The sequence below is a fragment of the Rhizobiales bacterium NRL2 genome (assembly GCA_001664005.1).
In the GTDB taxonomy this organism is placed as follows: Bacteria; Pseudomonadota; Alphaproteobacteria; order Minwuiales; family Minwuiaceae; genus Minwuia.
The window spans coordinates 4,182,411-4,204,628 of the sequence record CP016093.1; the positions used below are offsets into that span (position 1 = coordinate 4,182,411).

The following is a 22,218-nucleotide window of genomic DNA, read 5'->3' on the forward strand; positions in this document are numbered from 1 at the left end:
GCACCGACGCGAAAGGCGCGACATGGCTGTTGAAATCAAGGTGCCCACAATGGGCGAGTCGATCACCGAGGCCACGGTCGGCCAGTGGTTCAAGAAGGAAGGCGACGCCGTCGCCGTCGACGATCCCCTCTGCGAACTGGAAACCGACAAGGTAACGCTGGAGGTGAATGCGACCTCGGCCGGCGCGCTTTCCGAGATCGTCGCCGAGGAAGGCGCTACCGTCGAGGTGGGCGCCCTGCTCTGCCGCATCGACGAAAACGCCGAGGGCACAAAGTCCGAGGACAAGCCGAAGGCGAAGGACGAGGCGCCTAAGGACGAGAAGAAGGACGCGGGCGACAAGCCGAAGCAGGACAAGGCGCCGGAGAAGAAGGACGCGGCGCCGAAAAAGCCGGCGAAGGACGTCGTCGCCATGGACTCCGCGAAGGCCCTGGCCGAGGAGAAGGGCGTCAGCCTGGATGGTATCGAGGGCACCGGCAAGGACGGCCGCGTCACCCGCGCCGACGTCGCCCGCGCCATCGCCGAGGGGCGCGCCAAGCAGGCCGAACGGCAGCGGTCGTCGTCGGGCGGCGGTCAGGCGGCGCTCGCGCCGGAGAGCGTCCCCGGTTCTTCCGGGCCGCGGCCCGAGGAGGACCGCGAAGAGCGCGTGCGCATGTCGCGGCTGCGCCGCACCATCGCCCGGCGTCTGAAGGAGGCGCAGAACACCGCGGCCATGCTGACCACCTTCAACGAGGTGGACATGACCGAGGTCCTGGCGCTGCGCAGCGCCTACAAGGACGATTTCGAGAAGAAGCACGGTGCCCGACTGGGCTTCATGGCCTTTTTCATCAAGGCCTGCATCGCGGCGCTGAAGGAGCTGCCGGCGGTCAACGCCGAGATCGACGGCGACGACATCGTCTACAAGAACTACTACCACATCGGCGTCGCGGTCGGCACGCCGAACGGCCTGGTCGTTCCGGTGGTGCGGGACGCCGATCAGAAGTCCGTCGCCGGCATCGAAAGCACCATCGCGGATCTCGGCACGCGCGCCCGGGACGGCAAGCTGGGACTGGACGAGCTGCAGGGCGGCACCTTCACCATCTCCAATGGCGGGGTCTACGGCTCGCTGATGTCGACGCCAATCCTCAACCCGCCGCAATCGGGCATCCTGGGCATGCACAAGATCCAGCAGCGGCCCATGGAAGTCGGCGGCGAGATCAAGCTGCGGCCGATGATGTACCTGGCTCTCTCCTACGACCACCGCATCATCGACGGCCGCGAAGCGGTGCTGTTCCTGGTCAAGGTGAAGGAGAACCTGGAGGACCCGCGGCGGCTGATCCTGGATCTCTGACGGCGGCCGTCGCCGCGGAGCGCCGGGGAGCGAATTGAACCCTCGCCAAGCGAGTGCGGGCAGGAGAGTGATACGATGAGTGACGACAAGCGCTACGACCTGGTGATCATCGGCGGCGGCCCGGGCGGCTACGTCGCCGCGATCCGCGCCGCGCAGAACGGCATGACAGTGCTCTGCGTCGACAAGCGCGGGCGGCTGGGCGGCACCTGCCTCAATGTCGGCTGCATCCCCTCGAAGGCGCTGCTGCAGAGCTCTCACCTCTATGAGGAGGCCGCCGGCGAGCACTTCGCCGGGCACGGCATCAAGGCCAGTCCGAAGCTGGACCTGAAGACCATGCTGGGCCGCAAGGACGAGGTCGTCACCAGCCTGACCGACGGCATCGAGGGGCTGTTCAAGAAATACAAGGTCGAGCTGGCCTATGGCTTCGGCAAGATCGTCGACCGGGAGACCGTCTCGGTGACGCCCAATGACAAGAAGAAGGCCTACGAGGTCAAGACGGACACGATCCTCATCGCCACCGGTTCCGACGTCGCCACCATCCCGAATGTCGAGATCGACGAGGAGCGCATCGTCTCGTCGACCGGCGCGCTGGACCTGAAGAAGGTGCCGAAGTCGATGATCGTCATTGGCGGCGGCTATATCGGCCTGGAGCTGGGTTCCGTCTGGCGGCGTCTGGGCGCCGAGGTGACCGTCGTTGAGTTCCTCGACCGCATCCTGCCCAACATGGACAACGAGGTCTCCAAGCGCGCCAAGGTGCTGTTCTCCAAACAGGGCATCGAGTTCAAGGTCTCGACCAAGGTCACCGGTGCGGAAGCGCAGAAGACCCAGGTCAAGCTCACCGTCGAGCCCGCGAAGGGCGGCGACGCCGAGGAGCTGAAGGCCGACGTCGTACTGGTCGCGGTGGGCCGCCGGCCCTACACGGAGGATCTGGGCCTCGAGGATCTGGGCATCGAGACCGAGAAGGGCTTCATTCCCGTCGACGAACACTTCCAGACATCCGTACCTGGCGTCTTCGCCATCGGCGACTGCATTCCCGGGCCGATGCTGGCGCACAAGGCCGAGCACGAGGGCGCGATCGTCGCCGACCATCTCGCCGGCGAGGCGGGGCATATCGACTACGACCGCGTGCCGGGCGTCGTCTACACCTGGCCGGAAATCGCCTCGATCGGCCGGACCGAAGAACAGCTCAAGGAAGCCGACATCGCCTACAATGTCGGCAAGTTTCCCTTCTCCGCCAACTCCCGCGCGCGCTCGATCGGCGAGAAGGACGGCATGGTGAAGATCCTGGCCGACAAGGAAAGCGACCAGGTGCTGGGCGTCCACATCATCGGTCCCGACGCCGGCAACATGATCCACGAGGCCCTGGCCGTGATGGAGCTTGGCGGCACCGCCAGCGAGGTCGGCCACATGTGCCACGCCCACCCGACGCTGAACGAGGCGGTCAAGGAAGCTGCCATGGCGGTGCGCGGGCAGACCATCAACATGTGAGCGGGCCGATGATGCGCCTGGACCACGTCAATGTCCGCTGCACCGACCTGGAAGCGACCCGCCGCTTCTTCGAGGAGATCGTCGGCCTGCACGTCGGCGACCGCCCCGACTTCCCCTTCCCCGGGTACTGGCTCTATGCCGGCGACCAGGCGGTGGTGCACCTGGTCGGAAGCGACCTCATCGACGCCGCGCTGGGCAAGGGCACGGTCGACCATTTCGCCTTTCGCGGTGGCGACTATGACGGCCAGAAGGCAGCGATCGAACGCGCCGGCTTGAAGTACCGGGAAAACGACGTGCCGGGCGTGCCGCTCCGGCAGATCTTCGTCGCCGGTCCCGACGGCATAACCGTGGAACTCCAGTACGACACCGACTGATCCGCCGCCCTCGGCGGCGCGAACCACAGGTGCAGCCATGCGTCCTGCGACGGTGGCGCCGTGACCTTTGTCACATTTTTCCGAATAGCGGGTGACGCATGACTGTTGACTACAGGGACCGCTGCATTCGGGCGCGGTCGTCCGCGTATTCTCATTGGGCGTGTGATGCTGGCGAAACCTGACGACGGCAAGATCAGGGACACCGTGGCCGAGGCGCAGGACCGGCTGCGCTCGGAGGTCACGCAGGCCGCCCTGCGCTACTGGCTGTCGACCCGCGGCGAGCGCATCTGGCCCCGGCGGGAAGATTTCGACCCGTCCGAGGTCAAGCACCTGCTGCCCAATCTTGCCGTGCTCTCGGTCGAACGCAATCCGGTCGACTTCGTCTACCGCCTGACCGGCACCGATGTGGACGCGCACATGGGCGGCAACCTCAAGGGCCGGCAGGTGGGCGAAATTCCGAACCAGCGGGCGCCGAGCGCCTACTGGACGACCCTGCTCGCCACCGCCGAAACCGGTCTGCCGCAGGCCAGGGAAATCGCCTACGCCAATGCGCGCGGGGACTTTCGCTCCTGCGAGGTCATCGGCCTGCCCTATTCGACCCACGGCCAGTCCATCGACCGGGTCATCGTCGCCTTCGAATTCCGCCGCCTGGACGACAGCTGAGCCCGGCCCGGCTCAGCCGGCGTCCTCCAGACGCTCCGCCGCCTCCATCCAGCGCTGTTCCGCCTCGGCCACCGCGCGTTCGGCCGCGGCCTTGAGACGATTCAGTTCCGCCTGTTTGTCCGGCGAGCCCCGGTAGATTTCCGGATCGTGCAGATGCGCCTCGATGCGGCGGATCTGCGCCGTCAGCGTCTCGATGTCCTTTTCCGCCTTCCGCATCGACTTGCGCAGCGGCGACAGTTCGGCGCGGGCGTCCGCAGCCTTCTTGCGCGCTTCGCGCCGGTTCGGCTTCGCCGCGCCTTCCCGGGCCGCGCGGTCGGGGCGCGCGGCCTCCGCCGCCTCCGACAACGCCAGGCGCTTGTAATCGTCCATGTCGCCCTCGAACGGCTCCACGCCGCCGCCGGCGACCAGCCAGAGGCGGTCGGCGACGGCCTCGACCAGATGACTGTCATGGCTGACCAGGATCACCGCGCCGCCGAAGGCGTTGAGCGCCTGCACCAGCGCCTGGCGGCTGTCGATGTCGAGATGGTTGGTCGGTTCGTCCAGGATGATCAGATGCGGCTCCCCCTGCGCCATCAGGCAGAGCGCCAGCCTGGCCTTCTCGCCGCCCGACATTTCGGCAGCCGGCGTCTCGACGCGCTTGTGGTCGAGACCGAAGCCGTCCAGCCGCGTGCGCAGCGCCGCCTCGCTGTCATAGGGGCGCAGTTCCCGTATGTGGTCCAGCGCCGTCCGGCCGGGTTTCAGATCCTCGATCTGGTGCTGGGCGAAGAAACCGATCTTCAGCTTCGAGGACCGGCTGACCTTGCCGGATTCCGCCTTCAGCCGCCCGGCGATCAGCTTGGCCAGCGTCGACTTGCCGTTGCCGTTCGCACCCAGCAGGGCGATGCGGTCGTCATCGTCGAGCCGGAGACTCACGCGCCGCAGCACCGGCCGGCCCGGCTCGTAGCCGACATCGACGCTCTCCATGGAGACGATCGGCGGCGCCAGCCGTTGCGGTTCGGCGAACGGAAAGCGCGGCGCACGCGCATCGACCACCGCGGCGACGGGCTGCATCTTCGCCAGCATCTTCAGCCGGCTCTGCGCCTGGCGCGCCTTGGAGGCCTTGTAGCGGAAACGGTCGACGAAGGACTGGATGTGCGCCCGCTCCGCCGCCTGCTTGTTGGCCAGGTCCGCCTGCTGGCGCTGGGCCATGCGGCGGCGCTCCTCGAAGCTGTCGTAGTTGCCCGAGTAGAGCGTCAGGCCGAGCTGGTCGAGATGGAGGATATCGGTCACGGCCCGGTTCAGCAGGTCCCGGTCATGGCTGACGATGATGACCGTGTGCCGGTATTTCTGCAGGAAGTCCTCCAGCCAGAGCGTCGATTCCAGGTCGAGATGGTTGGTCGGTTCGTCCAGCAGCAGGATCTCCGGCTCCGCGAACAGCGCCGCGGCCAGCGCGATGCGCATGCGCCAGCCGCCGGAGAAGGCGCTGCAGGGCTGGTCCTGTCGGTCGGCGTGAATGCCGAGGCCGTCGAGGATGGTGGCGGCGCGCGCCGGCGCGGCATGCGCCCCGATGTCGGTGAGCCGGGTCTGGATGTCGGCAATGCGGTGCGGGTCCGTCGCCGTCTCGGCCTCCGCCAGCAGATCGGCGCGCTCGGTATCGGCCGCCAGCACCGCCTCGATCGCCGGCATGGGCCCGGTCGGCGCCTCCTGCGCGACGGTGCCGATCCTCGAGCCGCGCGGCGTCTCGACCGACCCGGAGTCCATCGCCACCTCACCCATGATGGCGCGCAGCAGCGTCGTCTTGCCGGTGCCGTTGGGACCGACCAGCCCGGCCCGATGGCCGGTGGCGATGCGCGCGGTCGCGCCCTCCAGCAGCGTCCGCCCGGCGATGCGGATCGTGATGTCTTCCAGTACAAGCATGGGGCGCTTCCATAGCGCAATCGGCGGCGCGGCGCATCGCCGCTGTTGGCCGCAGAGGACGGTGCGGCTATAAGCCGGGCGTCATTCTTTCGCGGCCGATCCGGCACGGGCGGCGCGAGTTCTCAACGCGACCCGAACCGAACGAGGTAGGACCATGGCCACCGAACGCACGCTCTCCATCATCAAGCCCGACGCGACCCGCCGCGACCTGACCGGCAAGATCAACGCCATGATCGAGGGCGCGGGCCTGAAGATCATCGCCCAGCGCCGCATCCGCCTGACCCGGGAGCAGGCCGAGGGCTTCTACGACGTCCACCGCGAGCGTCCGTTCTTCGGTTCGCTCTGCGATTTCATGACCTCCGGTCCGGTTGTCGTGCAGGTGCTGGAAGGCGACGACGCCGTCGTCCGCTACCGCGAGGTCATGGGCAAGACCAACCCCGCCGAGGCCGACGAGGGCACCATCCGCAAGGCTTTCGCCGAATCCATCGAGGCCAACTCGGTGCATGGCTCCGACAGCCCGGAGAACGCCGCCAACGAGATCGCCTACTTCTTCGCCGCGGTCGATATCGTCGGCTGAGGCGGCGCAGGCGGGCCGGGGATGGCCGGGCCGGCGCACCGAAGGGGGCGGTTTCAATGTCACCCCGCCCACTCCTCGATCAGGGGCTTCCAGGCCAGCGCGTCTTCGGGGCCGCGGAGAGCTGATTTCAGTCCCGCCATGGCGGAGACCGGCACCGTGACCCGTCCCACGCCGAGACGGACCAGCCCGTCCAGTTCCTTCGGGTCTTCCGGCATGGAGACGGTGATCTCCACCGAGGCCGGATCGCGGCCCGACTCCTCCGCCGTCTTCCGCGCCAGGTCGATCAGGTCGATTGGGGCGCCGCGGGCGGGGAAGAAACCGTCGCCCAGCCGGCCCGCTCGCCGCGCCGCCGCCTTCGAATGGCCGCCGACGACGATCGGCACGTGCCGCTTCGGCGGCCTGGGCTCGCAGTAGAGCGGATCGAAGCGGATGTGTTCGCCATGAAACTCGACGGGGCTGTCGGCCCAGAGCCGGCGCAGCGCCCGGATCGCTTCGTCGGTGACCGGTCCCCGCGCCTCGAAGGGCGCATCCAGGGCGCGGAATTCCTCCGGCATCCAGCCGACGCCGACGCCCAGGACGATCCGCCCGCCGGCCATGTGGTCGAGGGTCGCCACCTGCTTGGCGACATGCACCGGCTTGTGCTGCGGCAGTATCAGGATGCCGGTCGCAAGCTTGATCCGGCTGGTGCGGGCGGCGACATATGCCATCCAGATCAGCGGGTCGGGCAGGTCGATGTCTTCGGTCCCGCCGGCCATGCGGCCGCCTTCGGCATAGGGATAGTTGGGCTGGTAGCCTTTCGGCACGACCGTGTGTTCGACGGTCCAGAGGCTCTCGAACCCCGCCTCCTCGGCCGCCTCGGCCAGTTCAACGGCGCGGACCGGGTCCACATAGGGCCCTGTATTGCAGTATCTCAGTCCGAACTTCATGTCGCTGCTCCCTTGCCCGGTGTCAGGCCGCCCAGTCTTCCAGAAGGCCCTTCCATGACAGAACCTCTTCGGGACTCGAGACCGCCGTCCGCATGCCGGTGACCGCCGAGACCGGCACCGTCACCCGATCGACGCCCATCTTCCGGTAGTCGGAGAGCTCGGCCCGATCATCGGGCATCGAGGCCGTGATCTCGATGTCTGCCGGATCGCGTCCCGCTTCCTCGGCCGCTTGCCGGGCGATCTCGAACAGGTCCGCCGGCGCCCCGCGCGCGGGGAAATAGCCGTCGCCCAGCCGCCCGGCGCGGCGCGCGGCTGCTTTGGAGTGGCCGCCGACGATGATCGGAATGTGCCCGCCCGCCGGACGCGGCTCGCAATAGAGCGGCGGGAAATCGACATGCGCGCCGTGGAACTCGGCCGGGCTGTCGGCCCAGAGCCGCCGCAGGGCCTGGATCGCCTCGTCGGCGAACCGGCCCCGGTGCTCGAACGACGCGCCCAGCGCCTGGAATTCCTCCGGCATCCAGCCGACGCCGACGCCCAGCATGAAGCGCCCACCGGCCAGCCGGTGCAGGGTGGCGGCCTGCTTGGCCACGTGCAGCGGCTTGTGTTGCGGCAGGATCAGGATGCCGGTCGCGACATTGATGCGGCTCGTGCGCGCGGCGACGAAGCTCAGCCAGACAATCGGGTCGGGCATGTCGACATCCTCGACGCCGCCGGCCATCTTGCCGCCTTCCACCTGCGGCGCATTGGGCGCATAGCCCCTGGGCACGACGGTGTGCTCGATCGCCCACAGGCTCTCGAAGCCCGCTTCCTCCGCCGCCTCGGCCAGCTCGATCGCCGGCCCCGGTTCGACGAACGCGCCCGTGTTGCAGAATCTCAGTCCGAATTTCATGCCGCTCCTCCCCCAGGGCGCCGGCCGTCAACATGGCAGACCGCCCGCGGGGAAGGAAGGCTACGGGGTTCAGACGGTACCCGACTTCCGCCAGATCAGGTGATCGAGGGAGATCGGCCCCGCGCCGCGCACGAAGATGTAGACGAGGCTCAGCATCCAGAAATAGTGCTCCCACTGGAAATAGGCCGGGTTCGATGCGCCGAGCACGAACTGGATGACCAGCGCCATGCCGAGCAATGGCAGGGCCGCGAGTCGGGTCATGAAGCCCAGCACCAGCAGAACCGGCATCGCCAGTTCGAAGAAGGTGGCGAAATACGCCGCAATCTCCGGCGGCAGCACCGGCACGGCGTATTCGTACTGGAACAGGAAGACCGTGTTCTCGAAGTCGTTGAGCTTGAGCCAGCCGGACTGGAAGAAGATGCGCGCCATGATGAGCCGGAAGGCGAGATCCACCAGCGGGCCGCCCACCCGCTCGACCGGGCCGAAGATGCCCGCATAGAGGCCGGCCAGGCCTTGACCGCTCCGAGGCGTGTCCATCGTCGTCATCTCGATTCTCCTTCGTCGTCATGGCCGCCGCGGACGAAGAGTCCGCCGGCCAGATGGCGCGCCAGCGCGCCCTGCAGATCGAAGCCCGGATCGGCCTGCTGACAGCGCGCGGCGGCCTCGCCCAGCGTGCAGCCCTCGGCCAGCGCTGCGAGGAAGGCGTACTCGGCCGGATGCAATGGCAGGCAGATCACCTCAGCCTCCGGCCGCGCGACCAGAGCCGCCTCCGGCCGGGGCCGCACCGCCGCCGGGTCGGCGGCTGTTTCCGGGCTCATCCGGATCGCATGCACCGGCCAGTCCGAAGCGATCAGCGCCGCCGAGGGATGCAGCCCAAGACGCAGCGCCATCAGATCTTCCGGCGAGAGCCCGGCAAGCTCGGAAGGGCCGACCGGCGTCGCCTCGGACGCGCCATAGGCCGCATTCACCGCCCATTCGAGGCGGGCCACATCGGCGAGGAACGGCCATCGCTGCAAGGGCTCCGAGAGGGCGACGAATTCCGCCAGCTCCGCGCCGTAGTCCAGCAGATGGTTCGCTCGGGGCGGCGCGTGCCGCACGAACGCGGCCGACAGCCGGCCGAACAGATCCTCGCCAATGATGGCGACAATGGCGGGGAAGGTATTGGCCAGAACCTCGCGGAGCGAGGCGAAGGTGTTGTTGCGGTAGACCTCGAAGCGGTCAGCCTGCCGGCCGTCATCGGCGAGCGCGCCCAGTATCGGACCCGGCTCGCCGGCGACGCTTTCGGCGAAGCGCCGCTGCAGCTCGGCGAGGCCGCTCACGCCGTCGCCCGGCGCGGTCCCGCCAGCGCGTCCATGCGCCGCTGGGCTTCCGCCGTCTCCGCCAGGATGACCTGGAGATCGGGAATGCAGGTGTCCCATTCGATCAGGGTCGGCACCCCTCCGAGCCGGTCCAGAGCACGCTCGTAGAGCGTCCAGACGTCGTCGCGGACGCGGCTGCCGTGATCGTCGATCAGCAGCGTGCCGCCCGGCGTCTCGCGCTCGGCATGGCCGGCAAGGTGGATCTCGCCCACCGCCTCGAACGGCATGCGGTCGAGATAGTCATTGGCGTCGAAACCCAGGTTCCGCGCACTGACATGGATGTTGTTGACGTCGAGAAGCAGGCCGCAGCCGGCGCGGCGCACGGTCTCGGCCACGAAGTCGGCATGGTCCATCTCGGCGCCGGCGAACTCCAGATACATGGACGGATTCTCCACCATCACCCCGCGGCCAAGCGCGTCCTGGAAGATGGCGATATTGCGCACCAGGATGTCCAGGGCCTCCTCGGTGCAGGGCAGCGGCAGCAGATCGTTCAGGCTGGCCCCGCCCGCGGCCTTCGGGGCCCGCACCCAGGCGATATGGTCGGAGATGGCGGCGGGACGGAACCGGTCGGCCAGAGCGCGGATGCGCTTCAGATGATCCCTGTCGGGTTCGTCGACGGAGCCGAGCGAGAGGCCGACCCCGTGCAGGCTGAGTTCGAAGCGCTCGCGCACGGCCTCGAGCTGGCGCAGGCGCGGACCGCCCGGGTACATGTAGTTCTCGGTGTGGACCTCGACCCAGTCGACGGCGGGCGGCCGGTCGATGACCTGCAGCACATGAGGATGACGCAGGCCGAACCCGGCGGTCGGCGGCAGGCTGGGTGTGGAATGGTTCACGACGGACGGCAGCCGTTCCGGCAGGGCACAGAGGGACACCGGATGATCCGGCGTCCCCTGTCCCGGCTGGAAATCAGCCCTTCATCTTCTCGTTGACGCCGTCGAAGGCCTGCTCCTGGCCGCCCATCTCCTCGCACTCGGTCTTGGTGGCGAGTTTCCACTCGCCGCCGGAGTAGTCGACGGTGGACTGACCGGCGCAGGAATGGGTGCCGGCCTTGTTGGCGCAGTCGTTCTGGCCGGCCTTGGCGATGCCGTAGCACTTGACCTTGTCGGCGGCGACCGCCTCGACCGGGCCGAGGGTGGCGGCCATGCCGACCGCACCGGCGAGGGCGGCGGCGACGGAAAGGGACTTGAAGGTGGCGTTCATCAGGATTCTCCTCTGTGTTTCATTGACCCGCGGGGCGGTCAGTGTTGCCAGCGGCCGGGTTCCCCGCAACCCCGTCCGCCAAGACCGCTCCGGTTAAAGCCGGAACGACCGTGTTCGAAACGATGCCATCACAGCATTGCAGAAGCCGTGCATGGCGTGATCACTCGGTGACAGGCGCCTTTGCGCCGTCCAGTTCCGGCACCGCTCCGTCATTGGCCGGACGATCCTCGATGCCGGACCAGTTGCCTTCGGCGGCGGTCAGGTTGCCGCCGATGTCGGCTTCCCAGAAGCCGACCACCGCGCGGGTGACGTTGAGATAGAGCTTGCCGTCGACGATGCGCCACAGATGCGGATTTCCCGGCGCCTTGCCGCCCTTGGCCACGCCGAAGGCGCAATGGCCGTCATAGGCGGGCGCGTATTTCGCCGGATCCGCCAGGAAGGCGTCCCGGTTCGCGGCGGTCGAAAAGGCCCAGGTCGCGCCGTTGTACTCGGCGGTGAAGTTGGCCCGTCCGGGCACGGCCGGCGGCTGGCGTTCGCCCACTGGCGCCTGCGCCAGACCGCGATAGGCGACGGGATCGTAGCCGCTCAGCGCGAAGCCGCTGCCGTCGACATACTGCTCGCCCGCCTGGACGCCGCCCGAAAGGATCAGGATGACCGCAGCCGCAAGCATCGCAGCGCCTCGCATCATCCGGTCGGCCTCCCTGTCTGGTTGACTTCTTTCAGGCCGCTGTCCGGCGGCCCGCTGAGATGGAAGATAAGACCGCAACCTGCCCACGCGCCCTACACGAGTTGTTGAGAGATCGCGTGATCGGGCGCCGGAAGCGAAAGGGCGCGGCGAAGGACGAACCGCCGCCGCGCCCCCGGGACGGTCAGCCGTCCTTCATCATCTTCGCCTTCTCGTTCATGCCCTCGAAGGCGGCCTGCTTGCCGCCCATCTCCATGCACTTCCCGGCGTCGTCGACCATCTTCCAGTCCTGGCCGCTGTAGTCGGCCGTGGAGTGGCCCTTGCAGCTGTGGTTGCCGGCCGCGCAGTCGTTCTCGCCGGCCTTCGCGACGCCGAAGCACTTGACGCCGTCAGCGGCCAGGGCCGGGGCGGCCGTCATTGCGGCGGCCATGCCGACAGCGCCGGCGAGAGCGGTGGCGACGGTGAGGGATTTCAGGGTGGTCTTCATGGCTGGTTCTCCTTGCTGTCCAGTGAAGGCAGCGGGATGATGACGAAGCGAACCGGGGTGCAACAGGGGCCGTTCGCGCCGGGAGCCCCGGTATCCGGGGGTTTCGGAGCGCAGCGTGAAGACGGCGTGAACGCGCGTCAGCAGCCGGCGCCGCCGTCCGGGCCGGGCCTGCCGAGGCGCGAAAACGCGCCGATCCCGCAGCTTCAAATTGTCTTGAGAACCCGGTGTTCGCGCGGTTTGGGCCGCGTCAGCGCAGTTCCATGCCCTCATAGCCCTTCGCGGCGACCGCGTCGCAGCGCTCGCGATAGGCCGGCATGCCCGCCGTGTAGAGCAGATAGACCCGGCGGGAGCGGCCGTCGATATTGCGGTTGATGCCGGTGAACCAGCTGTCCGCCTTCGACAGGAGCATCTTGTCCGACGAGCGGGTGACCTCCTCCTGCCATTCGGCCTCGGCCTCAGGCGTTGCGGCGACGTATTCCAGGCCGTTGTCGCGCATGTGGCGGACCAGGCGCGCGACCCATTCGACGTTCTGCTCGATGCCGCGGGGAATATTGCCGAAGCCGGCGGCGTTCTGCGGCCCGACCAGCGTCAGCATGTTGGGAAAGCCGGCGACCTGCAGCCCCAGATAGGTCGCCGGCCCCTCGGCCCACTTGTCGCGGAGCCGCTGGCCGCCAAGCCCCCGGATATCGATCCTGTTGAAGCCGCCCAGCACGGCGTCGAAACCGGTCGCGTAGACGATCATGTCGAAGTCGCGATGACCCGATTCCAGCTCGATGCCGGTCTTCGTCATGCGCCGGATCGGGTCGGCCAGTATGTCGACCAGTTCGACATTGTCCTGGTTGTAGACCTCGTAGTAGCGGGTCTCCATCGGCACCCGGCGCTGGCCGAAGCCGTGGTCCCTGGGGATCAGCTTCTCCGCCGTCGCCGGATCCTTCACCCGCTCACGGATCTTGCCGGCGATAAATTCCGACAGGATCCGGTTGGCTTCCTCGTTGGTGAAGGTGTCGCGGAAATTGCCCATCCAGATGCCGAAGCCGGGCTCGGCGTATTTCTTCTCCAGGAAGGCGAGACGCTCGTCCTCCGGCGTCTCCAGCAGGCGGCGCGGATCGGCGTCGTGGATGAAGCCGCCATGGGTGTTGCGGCAGTGGGCGAAGATCTCCTCGTGGCGGGCGCGGATGTCGGCCTGCTCTTCGGGCGTGATCGGGCTGTTGTGGAGCGGCGCGCACCAGTTCGGCCGCCGCTGCAGCACGGTCAACTGGCCGGCGGTCTTCGCCACTTCCTGGATCAGTTGCACGCCCGTCGCCCCGGTGCCGATCACCGCCACGCGCTTGCCCGCGAAGCTCACCGGCTCGTGCGGCCAGCGGGCGGTGTGATATGCCTCGCCCCCGAAATCCCCGATGCCGTCAATGGCCGGCCAGACCGGGACCGACAGCGGCCCGATGGCGGTGATGAACAGCCGCGCCCGGGCGGCGTAGCCATCCTCGGCCTCGATGGTCCACTCGTTGGCGTCCTCGTCGTAGTGGGCCGCGGTGACGCTGGTTCCGAAACGGATATCCCGTTTCAGGTCCAGCCTGTCGGCGACGAAACGGCAATAGCGGAGGTTCTCCGGCTGGCTGGAGAAGTGCTCCGACCATTGCCACTCGTCCAGGATCTCCTGGCTGAACGCATAGCCGTAGGACCAGCTTTCGGAATCGAAGCGCGCGCCCGGATAGCGGTTCCAGTACCAGGTGCCGCCGACATCCGTGCCGGCTTCCAGAACCCGGGCGTTCAGCCCCAGTTCCCGCAGCCGGTGCAGCATGTACATGCCGGAAATGCCGGCGCCGACGATGATGGCGTCGAAACGTTCCGGATCCTGCGCGCTTGCAGTCTCAGTCATGGCGAACCTCCCCGATCACCGCCCCTGTCAGGCAACTGTTTTAGGGCGGGCTTGCGTCGGCAGGCAAGCGCGGCTCGAAATCGCTCAGCGCCCCCCTCAGAACGCGCCGATCACCGTACCGAGCAGGATCGCCACGGCCAGCGCCAGGATCGGGCCCAGGACGGCGACCACGAAAATGTCGGCGTAGGACTGCCGGTGGGTCAGGCCGCAGATCGTCAGCAGGGAAATGACCGCGCCATTGTGCGGCAGGGCATCCAGCCCCCCGGTGGCGATAGTGGTGACGCGGTGCAGCAATTCGGGCGGGATGCCGGCGGCCGCACCCATTTCAAGATAGGTCGGGCCCAGCGTCTGGAGCGCAATCCCCATTCCGCCCGAGGCCGAGCCCGTTATCCCCGCCAGCACGTTGACGGAAATCGCAAGAGAGATCAGCGGGTTGCCCGGCGCAATACCGAGGATCGCGTCCCGGATGGCGGCGAACGCGGGCAGCGTGGCGATGACCGCGCCAAAACCCACGAGCGCGGCGGTGTTGAAGATCGGCAGGACCGAAGCGTTGGCGCCGTCCGACAGCGTCTTGCCTGGCGCATTCAACCGTCGAATGTTCATCGCCCAGACCGCCAGGATCGCCGCGGAAAGCGCCGCGATGATCGCCCACATCCCCCTGACCGAATCGAGTGTGGCCGGGCCATAGGGCGGCGCGACAAGATAGTCGGTGTCCAGTTCCGGGACGATGACTTCGAGGAACAGCAGGTTGAAGACGACGACCAGGACCACCGGCAGCACCGCAGAACCGAAGCCGGGCCGCCCGTGCCGCCCGGACCCGGCCAGCGGCGGAAGTTCGGCCGTATCGAACCCCTCGCCCTGGGCGCGCTCCCGGATTGTCCGCTGGACCTGCTCCATGGCCACCGGTTCGACCGCAGTCAGGTAACCTTCGCCCGCCTGCCGCGCCCTGCGCTCGCGGAAACCGAGCCAGACGAGCCCGACGCCGAGCATGATCGCTCCGGAGACGATCCCGATCCCCGGAGCGGCGAAGGGTGTGGTGCCGAAGAACGGCATCGGGATCACATTCTGGATCGCCGGCGTGCCCGGAAGCGCGGTCATGGTGAAAGTGAACGCGCCGAGCGCGATCGTGGCCGGGATGAGCCGTTTGGGTACGCCCGCTTCGCGGAAGAGCGCTGTCGCGATCGGATAGACCGCAAAGGCAACGACGAAAAGCGACACACCCCCGTAGGTCAGCAGGGCGCAAGCCAGAACGATCGCCAGTATCGCGCGTTTGCGCCCCAGCCAGGTGATGGTTCGATGCGCGATCGCAGCGGCTGACCCCGACGCCTCCATCATCTTGCCGAATACCGCGCCGAGCAGGAACAGCGGGAATAGAAGCACGATGAAATTGCCTGCTGCCTTCATGAAGACCTGCGTCAGGGTCGCGAGCAGGGGCGCGCCGGCAAAGGCCGCCGCCAGCAGCGCCAGCAGCGGCGCCAGAAGCAGCACGCTGACTCCCCGGTATGCCAGCAGGATCAGCAGAAGGAGCGAGATCAGAATACCAAGGATGTCGAGCATGGGCGATCTCGGCTCAGGTCGGAGGCGGCAACAGGTGGCGGGGAAATCCGGAGCGGACCGCTTGCCCCGGTCACCAAGGGTAGCGGCAAGCCTGGCCTCGCCGCCGCGCTATTTGGCTTCGGATCGGGCGTTCCGCAAACACGCGGGCCCCGGGCGAGAACCCGGGGCCCATGCCGGTGCGTGACCGGGAAAGTCCGAAAGACGCGCGAGCCGCCCGGACGGACCGGACCCTCGCGCGCCAGCCGGTTACTCTGCGGCCTGTGCCATCTGCTGTTCGACGCCGCCGTGACGCAGCAGCCGGCCCGAATAGGTCTCGGTCTGCTGGTCGTCGCGGATGGTGACCTCGCCGTTGACGAGGACGTAGCGGTAGCCGCTGGCCCGCTGGATACGGCGCCACTCCCCGCCCGGCAGGTCGTGGACGATCTCGTCGGGCAGCACCTTCAGGTTCTCGTAATCGTAGGCAATGATGTCGGCCGGCGCGCCGAGGGTCAGCGTGCCGCGCCCGGTGAAGCCGGCAAGCTGTGCCGGCAGGGCCGCGAGCCGCCAGTGCGCCTCCTCCAGGGTGATCATGCCGTTGTCGCGCACGATCTTGCAGATCGTCTCGGTCGGATAACGGCCGGCGGTCAGGAACTTGGTATGCGCGCCGCCGTCGGAGACGCCGAACAGGACATAAGGGTCGTCCACGATCTCCTTGAGGTACTCCAGCTTCCCGTTCGGCGGGGCGGCGAAGAACTCGGTCTCCAGGTCCTCCTCCACGGCCATGTCGAGCATGACGTCGACCGGGTGCTTGCCCATCTTCTCGCCGGCGAGCGCCAGGGTATGGTCCTCCCACTGCTTGTTCTTCTCCAGCTGCGGGCCGACGATGACGATGTCGACCAGCGGGCCGGTCGCCGTCTGCGGCATCTGGTCCTTCATCGCCTGGCGGCGCGCCGGATCGGCCAGCTTCTGCTTGCGTTCCTCCAGCGTGCCGGTGGTCGCCTCGCGCCAGGCTTCCGAATCGTCGAACAGGTTCCAGTTCTCGAAGGTGAAGGTGAAGCCGGCGTCCGTGGTCAGGCCCTGGCCGACGACGCGGATGCCCCGCTCCCGGCAGGATTTCAGCCATTCGAGGACGCGGCGGTGGATTTCGGGGCGATGGTCGAAGGCCTGGACCACGTTCATGATCATCGGCCGGCCGGAAATCTCGGCCATCTCCTCGTAGAACGCGTGGTCGCGCTTGTTGTCGCCGGAGACCAGCAGCATCTGCATGAAGCCCTCGTTGCGGTCGCGCAGCACGCGCGCCAGCACACGGCAGGTCTCGTCATGCATGACGTCGGTCGGCATCGGCGTGCCGTCGAAATCGCGCTGCACCGAGGCCGGGCCATCGGGAATCATGCGCTGGGCCGACCAGCCGCAGCCGCCGGCGTCCAGGCTCTCGTTGAACAGGCGCACGATCTCGGCATGCTCCTCGTCGGTCGGCATCTCGCCGGCCTTGGCGCGCTCGAAACCCATTACCCAGATCAGCAGCGGGCCGATCGGCACATAGGGCAGCAGGTTCATCGCCTTGGGCGTGCGCTCGACGGAATCGAGAAACTCGGGGAAGGTCACCCAGTCCCAGGGCATGCCTTCCTTCATCGATTCCATCGGAATGGCCTCGACGCGGGTCATGGACATCATGGCGCGCTCGCGCATCTCCGGCTTCACCGGCGCGAAGCCGAAACCGCAATTGCCGATCACCGCCGAGGTGATGCCGTGCCAGCCCGACAGCGTGCAGTACGGATCCCAGAAGACCTGGGCGTCGTAATGGGTGTGCAGATCGACGAAGCCCGGCGCGACGATCAGGCCGGTCGCGTCGATGACTTCCGCCGCGTCCTTCGCGTCGATATGGCCGATCTCGGCGATGACGCCGTTGTTGATGCCGATGTCGGCGCGGTAGCGCGGCGCGCGCGTGCCGTCCACGACCATCCCGTTCTTGATTACGCGTTCAAAGCGGGCCATTCGATCCTCCCCATGGCGTCCTGATACGTGAACGGACTCTCGCATGAACGATCGTTCAGGGCAAGAGCGGACCGGGAGTCAACCGACAGGGAGGCAAGGGCTCAGCCTTCGCCGGCCCCCAGGATCGCCAGCGCGAAACCGACATAGATTCCGGCCAGATCGTCGGGGCTGCGCGGACCGCCCTGCTTGTACCAGCCGGCCACCGAGGTGCACATGGTCAGGATCGCCAGATTCGCCTCGGCCGGCGCCTCGCAGCGGAAGCTGCCGTCGGCGAGTCCGGCGGCGATCACCTCCTTGTAGAGCGCCGAGACCGCGTCGCGCGCGGCCATGGCTTCGGCCAGGGCGTCGGGGCCGAGGCTGCGCAGCTCGGTATTGCCCACGAAGCTTTCCGCCTGGCGGGCCGTGTGCAGGCGGACATGGGCGCGGACCAGCGCCGCCATCTGGTCGACGGGGTTCGGCCCGGCTGCCGCCCGCGCCGCCACGAGCTCGTCGCGCAGGTCGTTGGTGACCTTCAGCATCAGCGTGCGCAGGATCTCTTCCTTGGACGGGAAGTGATAGTAGATCAGCGCGATGGAGACCCCGGCCTCCTTCGCAATGGTGCGGATCGAGGTGCCGTGGAAGCCGTCGCGGACGAAGACCTCCAGCGCGGCGTTCAGAATCATGGCGGCGCCGTCCCGGCCCTCGCCCTCCGCCGCCGCGCGGGCCATCAGCCGAGGATCTTCTGGCGCAGGATCTCGTTGACCGCCTGCGGGTTGGCCTTGCCCTGGCTGGCCTTCATGACCTGACCGGTGAACCAGCCGAGCAGCTTCTCCTTGCCGTCCTTCACCTCGGCCACCTTGTCCGGGTTCTCGGCGATCACCTGGTCGACCAGCCCCTCGATGGCGCCGGTGTCGGTGACCTGCTTCAGGCCCTTCTCCTCGATGATCGCATCCGGGTCCCGGCCGGTCTCGCACATCGCCTCGAAGACCTCCTTGGCGATGCGGCCCGAAATGGTCTTGTCGGCGATGCGGTCGATCAGCTGGCCGAGCTGTTCGGCCTTCACCGGGCTCTCGTCGATGTCCTGACCAGTCCTGTTCAGAAAGCCGAACAGGTCCGTGGTCACCCAGTTGGAGGCCATCTTGGCGTCGCGTCCGCTGGCCACCGTCTCGAAATAGTCGGCGCGGGTGCGGTTCGACGTCAGCGTCCGGGCGTCGTATTCGGACAGGCCGTACTGCTCCTTGAAGCGCGCCTTCTTGGCGTCGGGCAGTTCCGGCAGGCCGGCGCGGACCTTCTCCACCCATTCCGGCTCCAGCTCCAGCGGCAGCAGGTCCGGGTCCGGGAAGTAGCGGTAGTCGTGCGCCTCCTCCTTGGAACGCATGGACCGCGTCTCGCCCTTGTTGGGGTCGAACAGCCGGGTTTCCTGGTCGATCGAGCCGCCGTCTTCCAGGATGTCGACCTGGCGGCGCGCCTCGTACTCGATGGCCTGGCGGATGAAGCGCATGGAGTTGACGTTCTTGATCTCGCAGCGCGTGCCATAGCCCTCGCCGGGGCGGCGCACGGAGACATTGACGTCGGCGCGCAGCGAGCCCTCCGCCATGATGCCGTTGCAGGTCCCGAGATACTGCACGATCTGGCGGACCTTCTCGACATAGGCCGAGGCTTCTTCCGCCGAGCGCATGTCAGGATCGGAGACGATCTCCATCAGCGCCACGCCCGAGCGATTGAGATCGACATAGGACATGGACGGATGCTGGTCGTGCACGGACTTGCCGGCGTCCTGCTCCAGGTGCAGGCGCTCGATGCCGATGTCCTTGGTCCCGCCGTCGGCCAGTTCGATGGTGATCATGCCGCGGCCGACCACGGGCTGCTTGTACTGGCTGATCTGGTAGCCCTGCGGCAGGTCCGGATAGAAGTAGTTCTTGCGGTCGAAGACCGAGTAGTTGTTGATCTCCGCGTTCAGGCCCATGCCGGTCCTGACCGCCTGCTCGACGCAGTGTGCGTTGATCACCGGCAGCATGCCCGGCAGGCCGGCGTCGACGAAGCTGACCTGGCTGTTGGGTTCGGCGCCGAAGGCGGTCGAGGCGCCGGAGAACAGCTTGGCGTTCGAGGTCACCTGGGCGTGGATCTCAAGCCCGATGACGATTTCCCACTCGCCCGTGGCGCCCTGGATCGTGCTCATTTCACCCACCATTTCGAAGGCCGGGCGTCGTAGCCCGCGCGCTGCTCCAGCGCGCCCGCGACGCGGAACAGCGTCATCTCGTCGAAGGCGGGACTGAGGATCTGCAGGCCCAGCGGCATGCCGTCCTTCGACAGCCCCACCGGCACCGACGCGCCCGGCAGTCCGGCCATGGAGGCCGGCACCGTGAAGACGTCGTTGAGATACATCGAGATCGGGTCGCCCGTCTTCTCTCCCTCGGCGAAGGAAGGCGTCGGCGTGGTCGGCGTCAGGATCGCGTCGACCTTCCCGAAGGCCTGCTCGAAGTCGCGCAGGATCAGGGTGCGGACCTGCTGGGCCTTGCGGTAATAGGCGTCGTAATAGCCGGCGGAGAGCACATAGGTGCCGATCATCACGCGCCGCTGCACCTCGTTGCCGAAGCCTTCGGCGCGGCTGCGCTCATAGGTATCCAGCAGGTCCTCGCCGGGCACGCGCAGGCCGTAGCGCATGCCGTCATAGCGGGCGAGATTGGACGAGGCTTCCGCCGGCGCGACGATGTAATAGGTCGGCAGGGCGTACTTCGTGTGCGGCAGGCTGATTGGGACGATCTCGGCGCCCGCGTCGCGCAGCATCTCCTCGCCGCGCGACCAGAGCTGCCCGATCTCCTCGGGCATGCCGTCGACGCGGTACTCTGCGGGAATGCCGATCTTGAGGCCCCGCACGTCCTGGCCCAGCGCGGACTCGAAGTCCGGCACCGCGGCGTCGACCGAGGTCGAATCCTTCGGATCGAAGCCGGCCATGGTTTTCAGCATGATCGCCGCGTCGCGCACGGTGCGCGTCATCGGCCCCGCCTGGTCCAGCGAGGAGGCGAAGGCGACGATGCCGAAGCGCGAGCAGCGCCCGTAGGTCGGCTTCACGCCGACGATGCCGGTGAAGGCCGCGGGCTGGCGGATCGAGCCGCCGGTGTCGGTGCCCGTCGCGGCCACGACGATGTGCGAGGAGACGGCCGCCGCCGAGCCGCCCGACGAGCCGCCGGGAACGTATCGGCGATTGTCGCCCTCGGGCGCCCAGGGGTTCACCGCCGGCCCGTAATAGGAGGTCTCGTTGGACGAGCCCATGGCGAACTCGTCCAGGTTGAGCTTGCCCAGCATCACCGCGCCGGCGTCCCAGAGGTTCCGGGTCACGGTCGATTCATAGGGCGGATGGAAGCCGTCCAGGATGTGGCTGGCCGCGGTGGTCAGCACGCCCTCGGTGCAGAACAGGTCCTTGATGCCGAGCGGCACGCCCTCAAGGGCGCCGGTCTCGCCCTTCCGGCGGCGGGCGTCGGACGCCTTCGCCATTTCCACCGCCTTCTCCGGCGTCTCGGTGATGAAGGTGTTCAGCGGACGCGCCGTCCCGATGGCCCTGATATAGGCCTCGGTGATCTCGACGGAGGTGAAGTCGCCCTTGGTCAGCCCGTCGCGGGCCTCGGCGAGGGTGAGGTCGGTCAGGTCCGTCATCTACTCGACCACCTTGGGCACGGCGAAGAAGTTCATGTCGGACGCCGGCGCGTTGCCGGTGACCTTTTCCGGATAGCCGCCGTCGGTGACCTGGTCGGCGCGCCAGCGCAGCTTGTGCTTTTCCACCGAGGTCATGGGCGGCACGTCGGTGGTGTCGACTTCGCCCAGCTGCTCCACCCAGTCGATGATCTGGTTCAGCTCCCGGCCGAGATCGTCCAGCCGGTCCTCGTCGACCCTGATCCGCGCGAGCTTCGCCACGCGGCGCACCGTTTCCCTGTCCAGCGACATCGCGCTCCGTCCATTGTCTGAAGACACAAGGCGGCAACCGCCAAGGCGCGTTTCCTACCAAGGCGCTCGGAAGGCGGCAAGTGGCGCGGCGGCGCACGAAAGAACCGGCGCGCCCGGATCATTCAACCCGATGGCATACGCCGGTTCATTCAGGGAGCCGCCGGACGGCGTCGCGCCGTCCGGGGCCGTTGCCTGCCGCGGGGAGATTACTCCTCGCCGAAGGCCTCGCCTTCCCAGTTGTCCTCGTCGAGCCGGCCGTAGTTGAAGCGCTCGGTCTCCTCCAGCTCCGCCAGGGTGTACGGCGTGCTGTAGTACGGCTGGTACGGGTCGAAGGTGTTGGCGTAGGGGACCGCCCGCGGGCCGAGGCCATAGCCGTAGCCGTAGCTCGGACGGACGATCACGCTCTTGATGGCGCCATCATTGCCGAAGATCACATCGTCCACCAGGCCATAGCCGACGCGGTTCTCCAGCAGCATGGAATCGCCGATCAGGTTGCTGACGCGCCAGTTCTGCGGCTTCGCTGGCATGTCATCGACGGTTTCGAACATGCCCACATGGCCGTCCTCGAGCTCTTCCTCGGTGAGCGGCGCGGTGAAGGAATCCGAACGGTTCCGTTTCATCCGGTCATAGGGAATGGCCACGTGGCTGTCGCCGATATCCAGGAAGCCGCCGCCTTCGACGACCACCCTGGCGATCTTGCCGTCGGGTCCGATCATGAAGTCCTCGACCTCGCCGATCTCGTCGCCATTGGCGCCATAGACATCCTCGTCCAGCATCGCGTCGGCGCTCCAGCCCTTGTAGACCGATTCCTCGTCCCAGCTTTCGAGGTCCACCCAGTCGTCGTTCTGGGCGTCCTGCGCCTGCGCGACACTGATCGCGCCAAGCGACACGGCGCCGGCGAGCATGGCTGCGGTAATCCGTCCAGGGTTCCTAAACATTACGCTCCTCCTGGTTATCGTGCTTGTTGGGTCGCCTGTGCGCCGACGCCATGGCCCCGGGCGGGCCGCGCCTTGCGGCGCC

At 67.6% G+C, this 22,218-nt stretch carries 22 protein-coding genes; 5 read left to right on the forward strand and 17 right to left on the reverse strand.

Going from position 1 to position 22,218, the window contains the following annotated elements; translation table 11 throughout:
• Nucleotides 1-22: 22 nt before the first annotated feature.
• The 4 genes from TEF_19575 to TEF_19590 all read left to right on the forward strand — a co-directional run bounded on the left by TEF_19575 (nucleotide 23) and on the right by TEF_19590 (nucleotide 3,852).
• Nucleotides 23-1,327 carry a dihydrolipoamide succinyltransferase gene (locus TEF_19575; protein ID ANK82749.1) on the forward strand — a complete coding sequence of 435 codons (1,305 nt, stop codon included), beginning with the start codon at nucleotides 23-25 and terminating at the stop codon, nucleotides 1,325-1,327.
• A 75-nt stretch (nucleotides 1,328-1,402) separates the two neighbouring features.
• Complete coding sequence (locus TEF_19580; protein ID ANK82750.1) at nucleotides 1,403-2,815, forward strand: dihydrolipoyl dehydrogenase; 1,413 nt, start codon at nucleotides 1,403-1,405, stop codon at nucleotides 2,813-2,815.
• A gap of 11 nt (nucleotides 2,816-2,826) precedes the next feature.
• Complete coding sequence (locus TEF_19585) at nucleotides 2,827-3,189, forward strand: hypothetical protein (protein ID ANK83618.1); 363 nt, start codon at nucleotides 2,827-2,829, stop codon at nucleotides 3,187-3,189.
• Nucleotides 3,190-3,354: 165 nt separating this feature from the next.
• Entirely contained in the window at nucleotides 3,355-3,852 is a 498-nt protein-coding gene (locus TEF_19590; GenBank protein ID ANK82751.1) for a hypothetical protein, read from the forward strand.
• A gap of 12 nt (nucleotides 3,853-3,864) precedes the next feature.
• Here TEF_19590 and TEF_19595 read toward each other — a convergent pair whose 3' ends face one another.
• Nucleotides 3,865-5,748, reverse strand: coding sequence for a glycosyl transferase family 1 (locus tag TEF_19595; GenBank protein ID ANK82752.1), 1,884 nt, complete (start codon nucleotides 5,746-5,748; stop codon nucleotides 3,865-3,867).
• A gap of 154 nt (nucleotides 5,749-5,902) precedes the next feature.
• Here TEF_19595 and TEF_19600 point away from each other — a divergent pair, with 154 nt between their 5' ends.
• Nucleotides 5,903-6,325, forward strand: coding sequence for a nucleoside-diphosphate kinase (locus TEF_19600; protein ANK82753.1), 423 nt, complete (start codon nucleotides 5,903-5,905; stop codon nucleotides 6,323-6,325).
• Nucleotides 6,326-6,384: 59 nt separating this feature from the next.
• Here TEF_19600 and TEF_19605 read toward each other — a convergent pair whose 3' ends face one another.
• The 16 genes from TEF_19605 to TEF_19680 form a co-directional block, all read right to left on the reverse strand.
• A complete protein-coding gene (locus TEF_19605; protein ANK82754.1) occupies nucleotides 6,385-7,212 on the reverse strand; it encodes a hypothetical protein in 828 nt (275 codons plus the stop codon).
• Between the two features lie 61 nt (nucleotides 7,213-7,273).
• Nucleotides 7,274-8,140, reverse strand: coding sequence for a hypothetical protein (locus tag TEF_19610; protein ID ANK82755.1), 867 nt, complete (start codon nucleotides 8,138-8,140; stop codon nucleotides 7,274-7,276).
• Nucleotides 8,141-8,209: 69 nt separating this feature from the next.
• Complete coding sequence (locus TEF_19615; protein ID ANK83619.1) at nucleotides 8,210-8,677, reverse strand: hypothetical protein; 468 nt, start codon at nucleotides 8,675-8,677, stop codon at nucleotides 8,210-8,212.
• 5 nt (nucleotides 8,678-8,682) lie between these two features.
• A complete protein-coding gene (locus TEF_19620) occupies nucleotides 8,683-9,459 on the reverse strand; it encodes a hypothetical protein (GenBank protein ANK82756.1) in 777 nt (258 codons plus the stop codon).
• Nucleotides 9,456-10,331, reverse strand: coding sequence for a hypothetical protein (locus tag TEF_19625; protein ID ANK83620.1), 876 nt, complete (start codon nucleotides 10,329-10,331; stop codon nucleotides 9,456-9,458). The genes TEF_19620 and TEF_19625 overlap by 4 nt, the downstream gene beginning before the upstream one ends.
• A 73-nt stretch (nucleotides 10,332-10,404) precedes the next feature.
• A complete protein-coding gene (locus TEF_19630) occupies nucleotides 10,405-10,698 on the reverse strand; it encodes a hypothetical protein (GenBank protein ID ANK82757.1) in 294 nt (97 codons plus the stop codon).
• Nucleotides 10,699-10,858: 160 nt separating this feature from the next.
• Nucleotides 10,859-11,386 (reverse strand): hypothetical protein, encoded by a 528-nt coding sequence (locus TEF_19635; GenBank protein ANK82758.1) that lies wholly within the window; start codon nucleotides 11,384-11,386, stop codon nucleotides 10,859-10,861.
• Nucleotides 11,387-11,567: 181 nt separating this feature from the next.
• Nucleotides 11,568-11,870, reverse strand: coding sequence for a hypothetical protein (locus tag TEF_19640; GenBank protein ID ANK82759.1), 303 nt, complete (start codon nucleotides 11,868-11,870; stop codon nucleotides 11,568-11,570).
• A gap of 247 nt (nucleotides 11,871-12,117) precedes the next feature.
• Complete coding sequence (locus TEF_19645) at nucleotides 12,118-13,746, reverse strand: cyclohexanone monooxygenase (protein ANK82760.1); 1,629 nt, start codon at nucleotides 13,744-13,746, stop codon at nucleotides 12,118-12,120.
• Between the two features lie 96 nt (nucleotides 13,747-13,842).
• Complete coding sequence (locus TEF_19650) at nucleotides 13,843-15,303, reverse strand: transporter (GenBank protein ID ANK82761.1); 1,461 nt, start codon at nucleotides 15,301-15,303, stop codon at nucleotides 13,843-13,845.
• A gap of 246 nt (nucleotides 15,304-15,549) precedes the next feature.
• A complete protein-coding gene (locus TEF_19655) occupies nucleotides 15,550-17,277 on the reverse strand; it encodes a hypothetical protein (protein ANK82762.1) in 1,728 nt (575 codons plus the stop codon).
• A 101-nt stretch (nucleotides 17,278-17,378) separates the two neighbouring features.
• The gene (locus tag TEF_19660; protein ANK83621.1) at nucleotides 17,379-17,939 is read right to left on the reverse strand and encodes a hypothetical protein; all 561 of its coding nucleotides are present in this window, start codon (nucleotides 17,937-17,939) and stop codon (nucleotides 17,379-17,381) included.
• Nucleotides 17,940-17,983: 44 nt separating this feature from the next.
• Nucleotides 17,984-19,447, reverse strand: a complete 1,464-nt coding sequence (gene gatB / locus TEF_19665) for an aspartyl/glutamyl-tRNA amidotransferase subunit B (GenBank protein ID ANK82763.1) — start codon at nucleotides 19,445-19,447, stop codon at nucleotides 17,984-17,986.
• Complete coding sequence (gene gatA, locus TEF_19670; protein ID ANK82764.1) at nucleotides 19,432-20,910, reverse strand: aspartyl/glutamyl-tRNA amidotransferase subunit A; 1,479 nt, start codon at nucleotides 20,908-20,910, stop codon at nucleotides 19,432-19,434. The genes gatB and gatA overlap by 16 nt, the downstream gene beginning before the upstream one ends.
• The gene (locus TEF_19675; GenBank protein ID ANK82765.1) at nucleotides 20,911-21,198 is read right to left on the reverse strand and encodes an asparaginyl/glutamyl-tRNA amidotransferase subunit C; all 288 of its coding nucleotides are present in this window, start codon (nucleotides 21,196-21,198) and stop codon (nucleotides 20,911-20,913) included. It lies immediately after the preceding gene.
• Nucleotides 21,199-21,404: 206 nt separating this feature from the next.
• Nucleotides 21,405-22,103 (reverse strand): hypothetical protein, encoded by a 699-nt coding sequence (locus TEF_19680; GenBank protein ID ANK82766.1) that lies wholly within the window; start codon nucleotides 22,101-22,103, stop codon nucleotides 21,405-21,407.
• Nucleotides 22,104-22,218 lie beyond the last annotated feature (115 nt).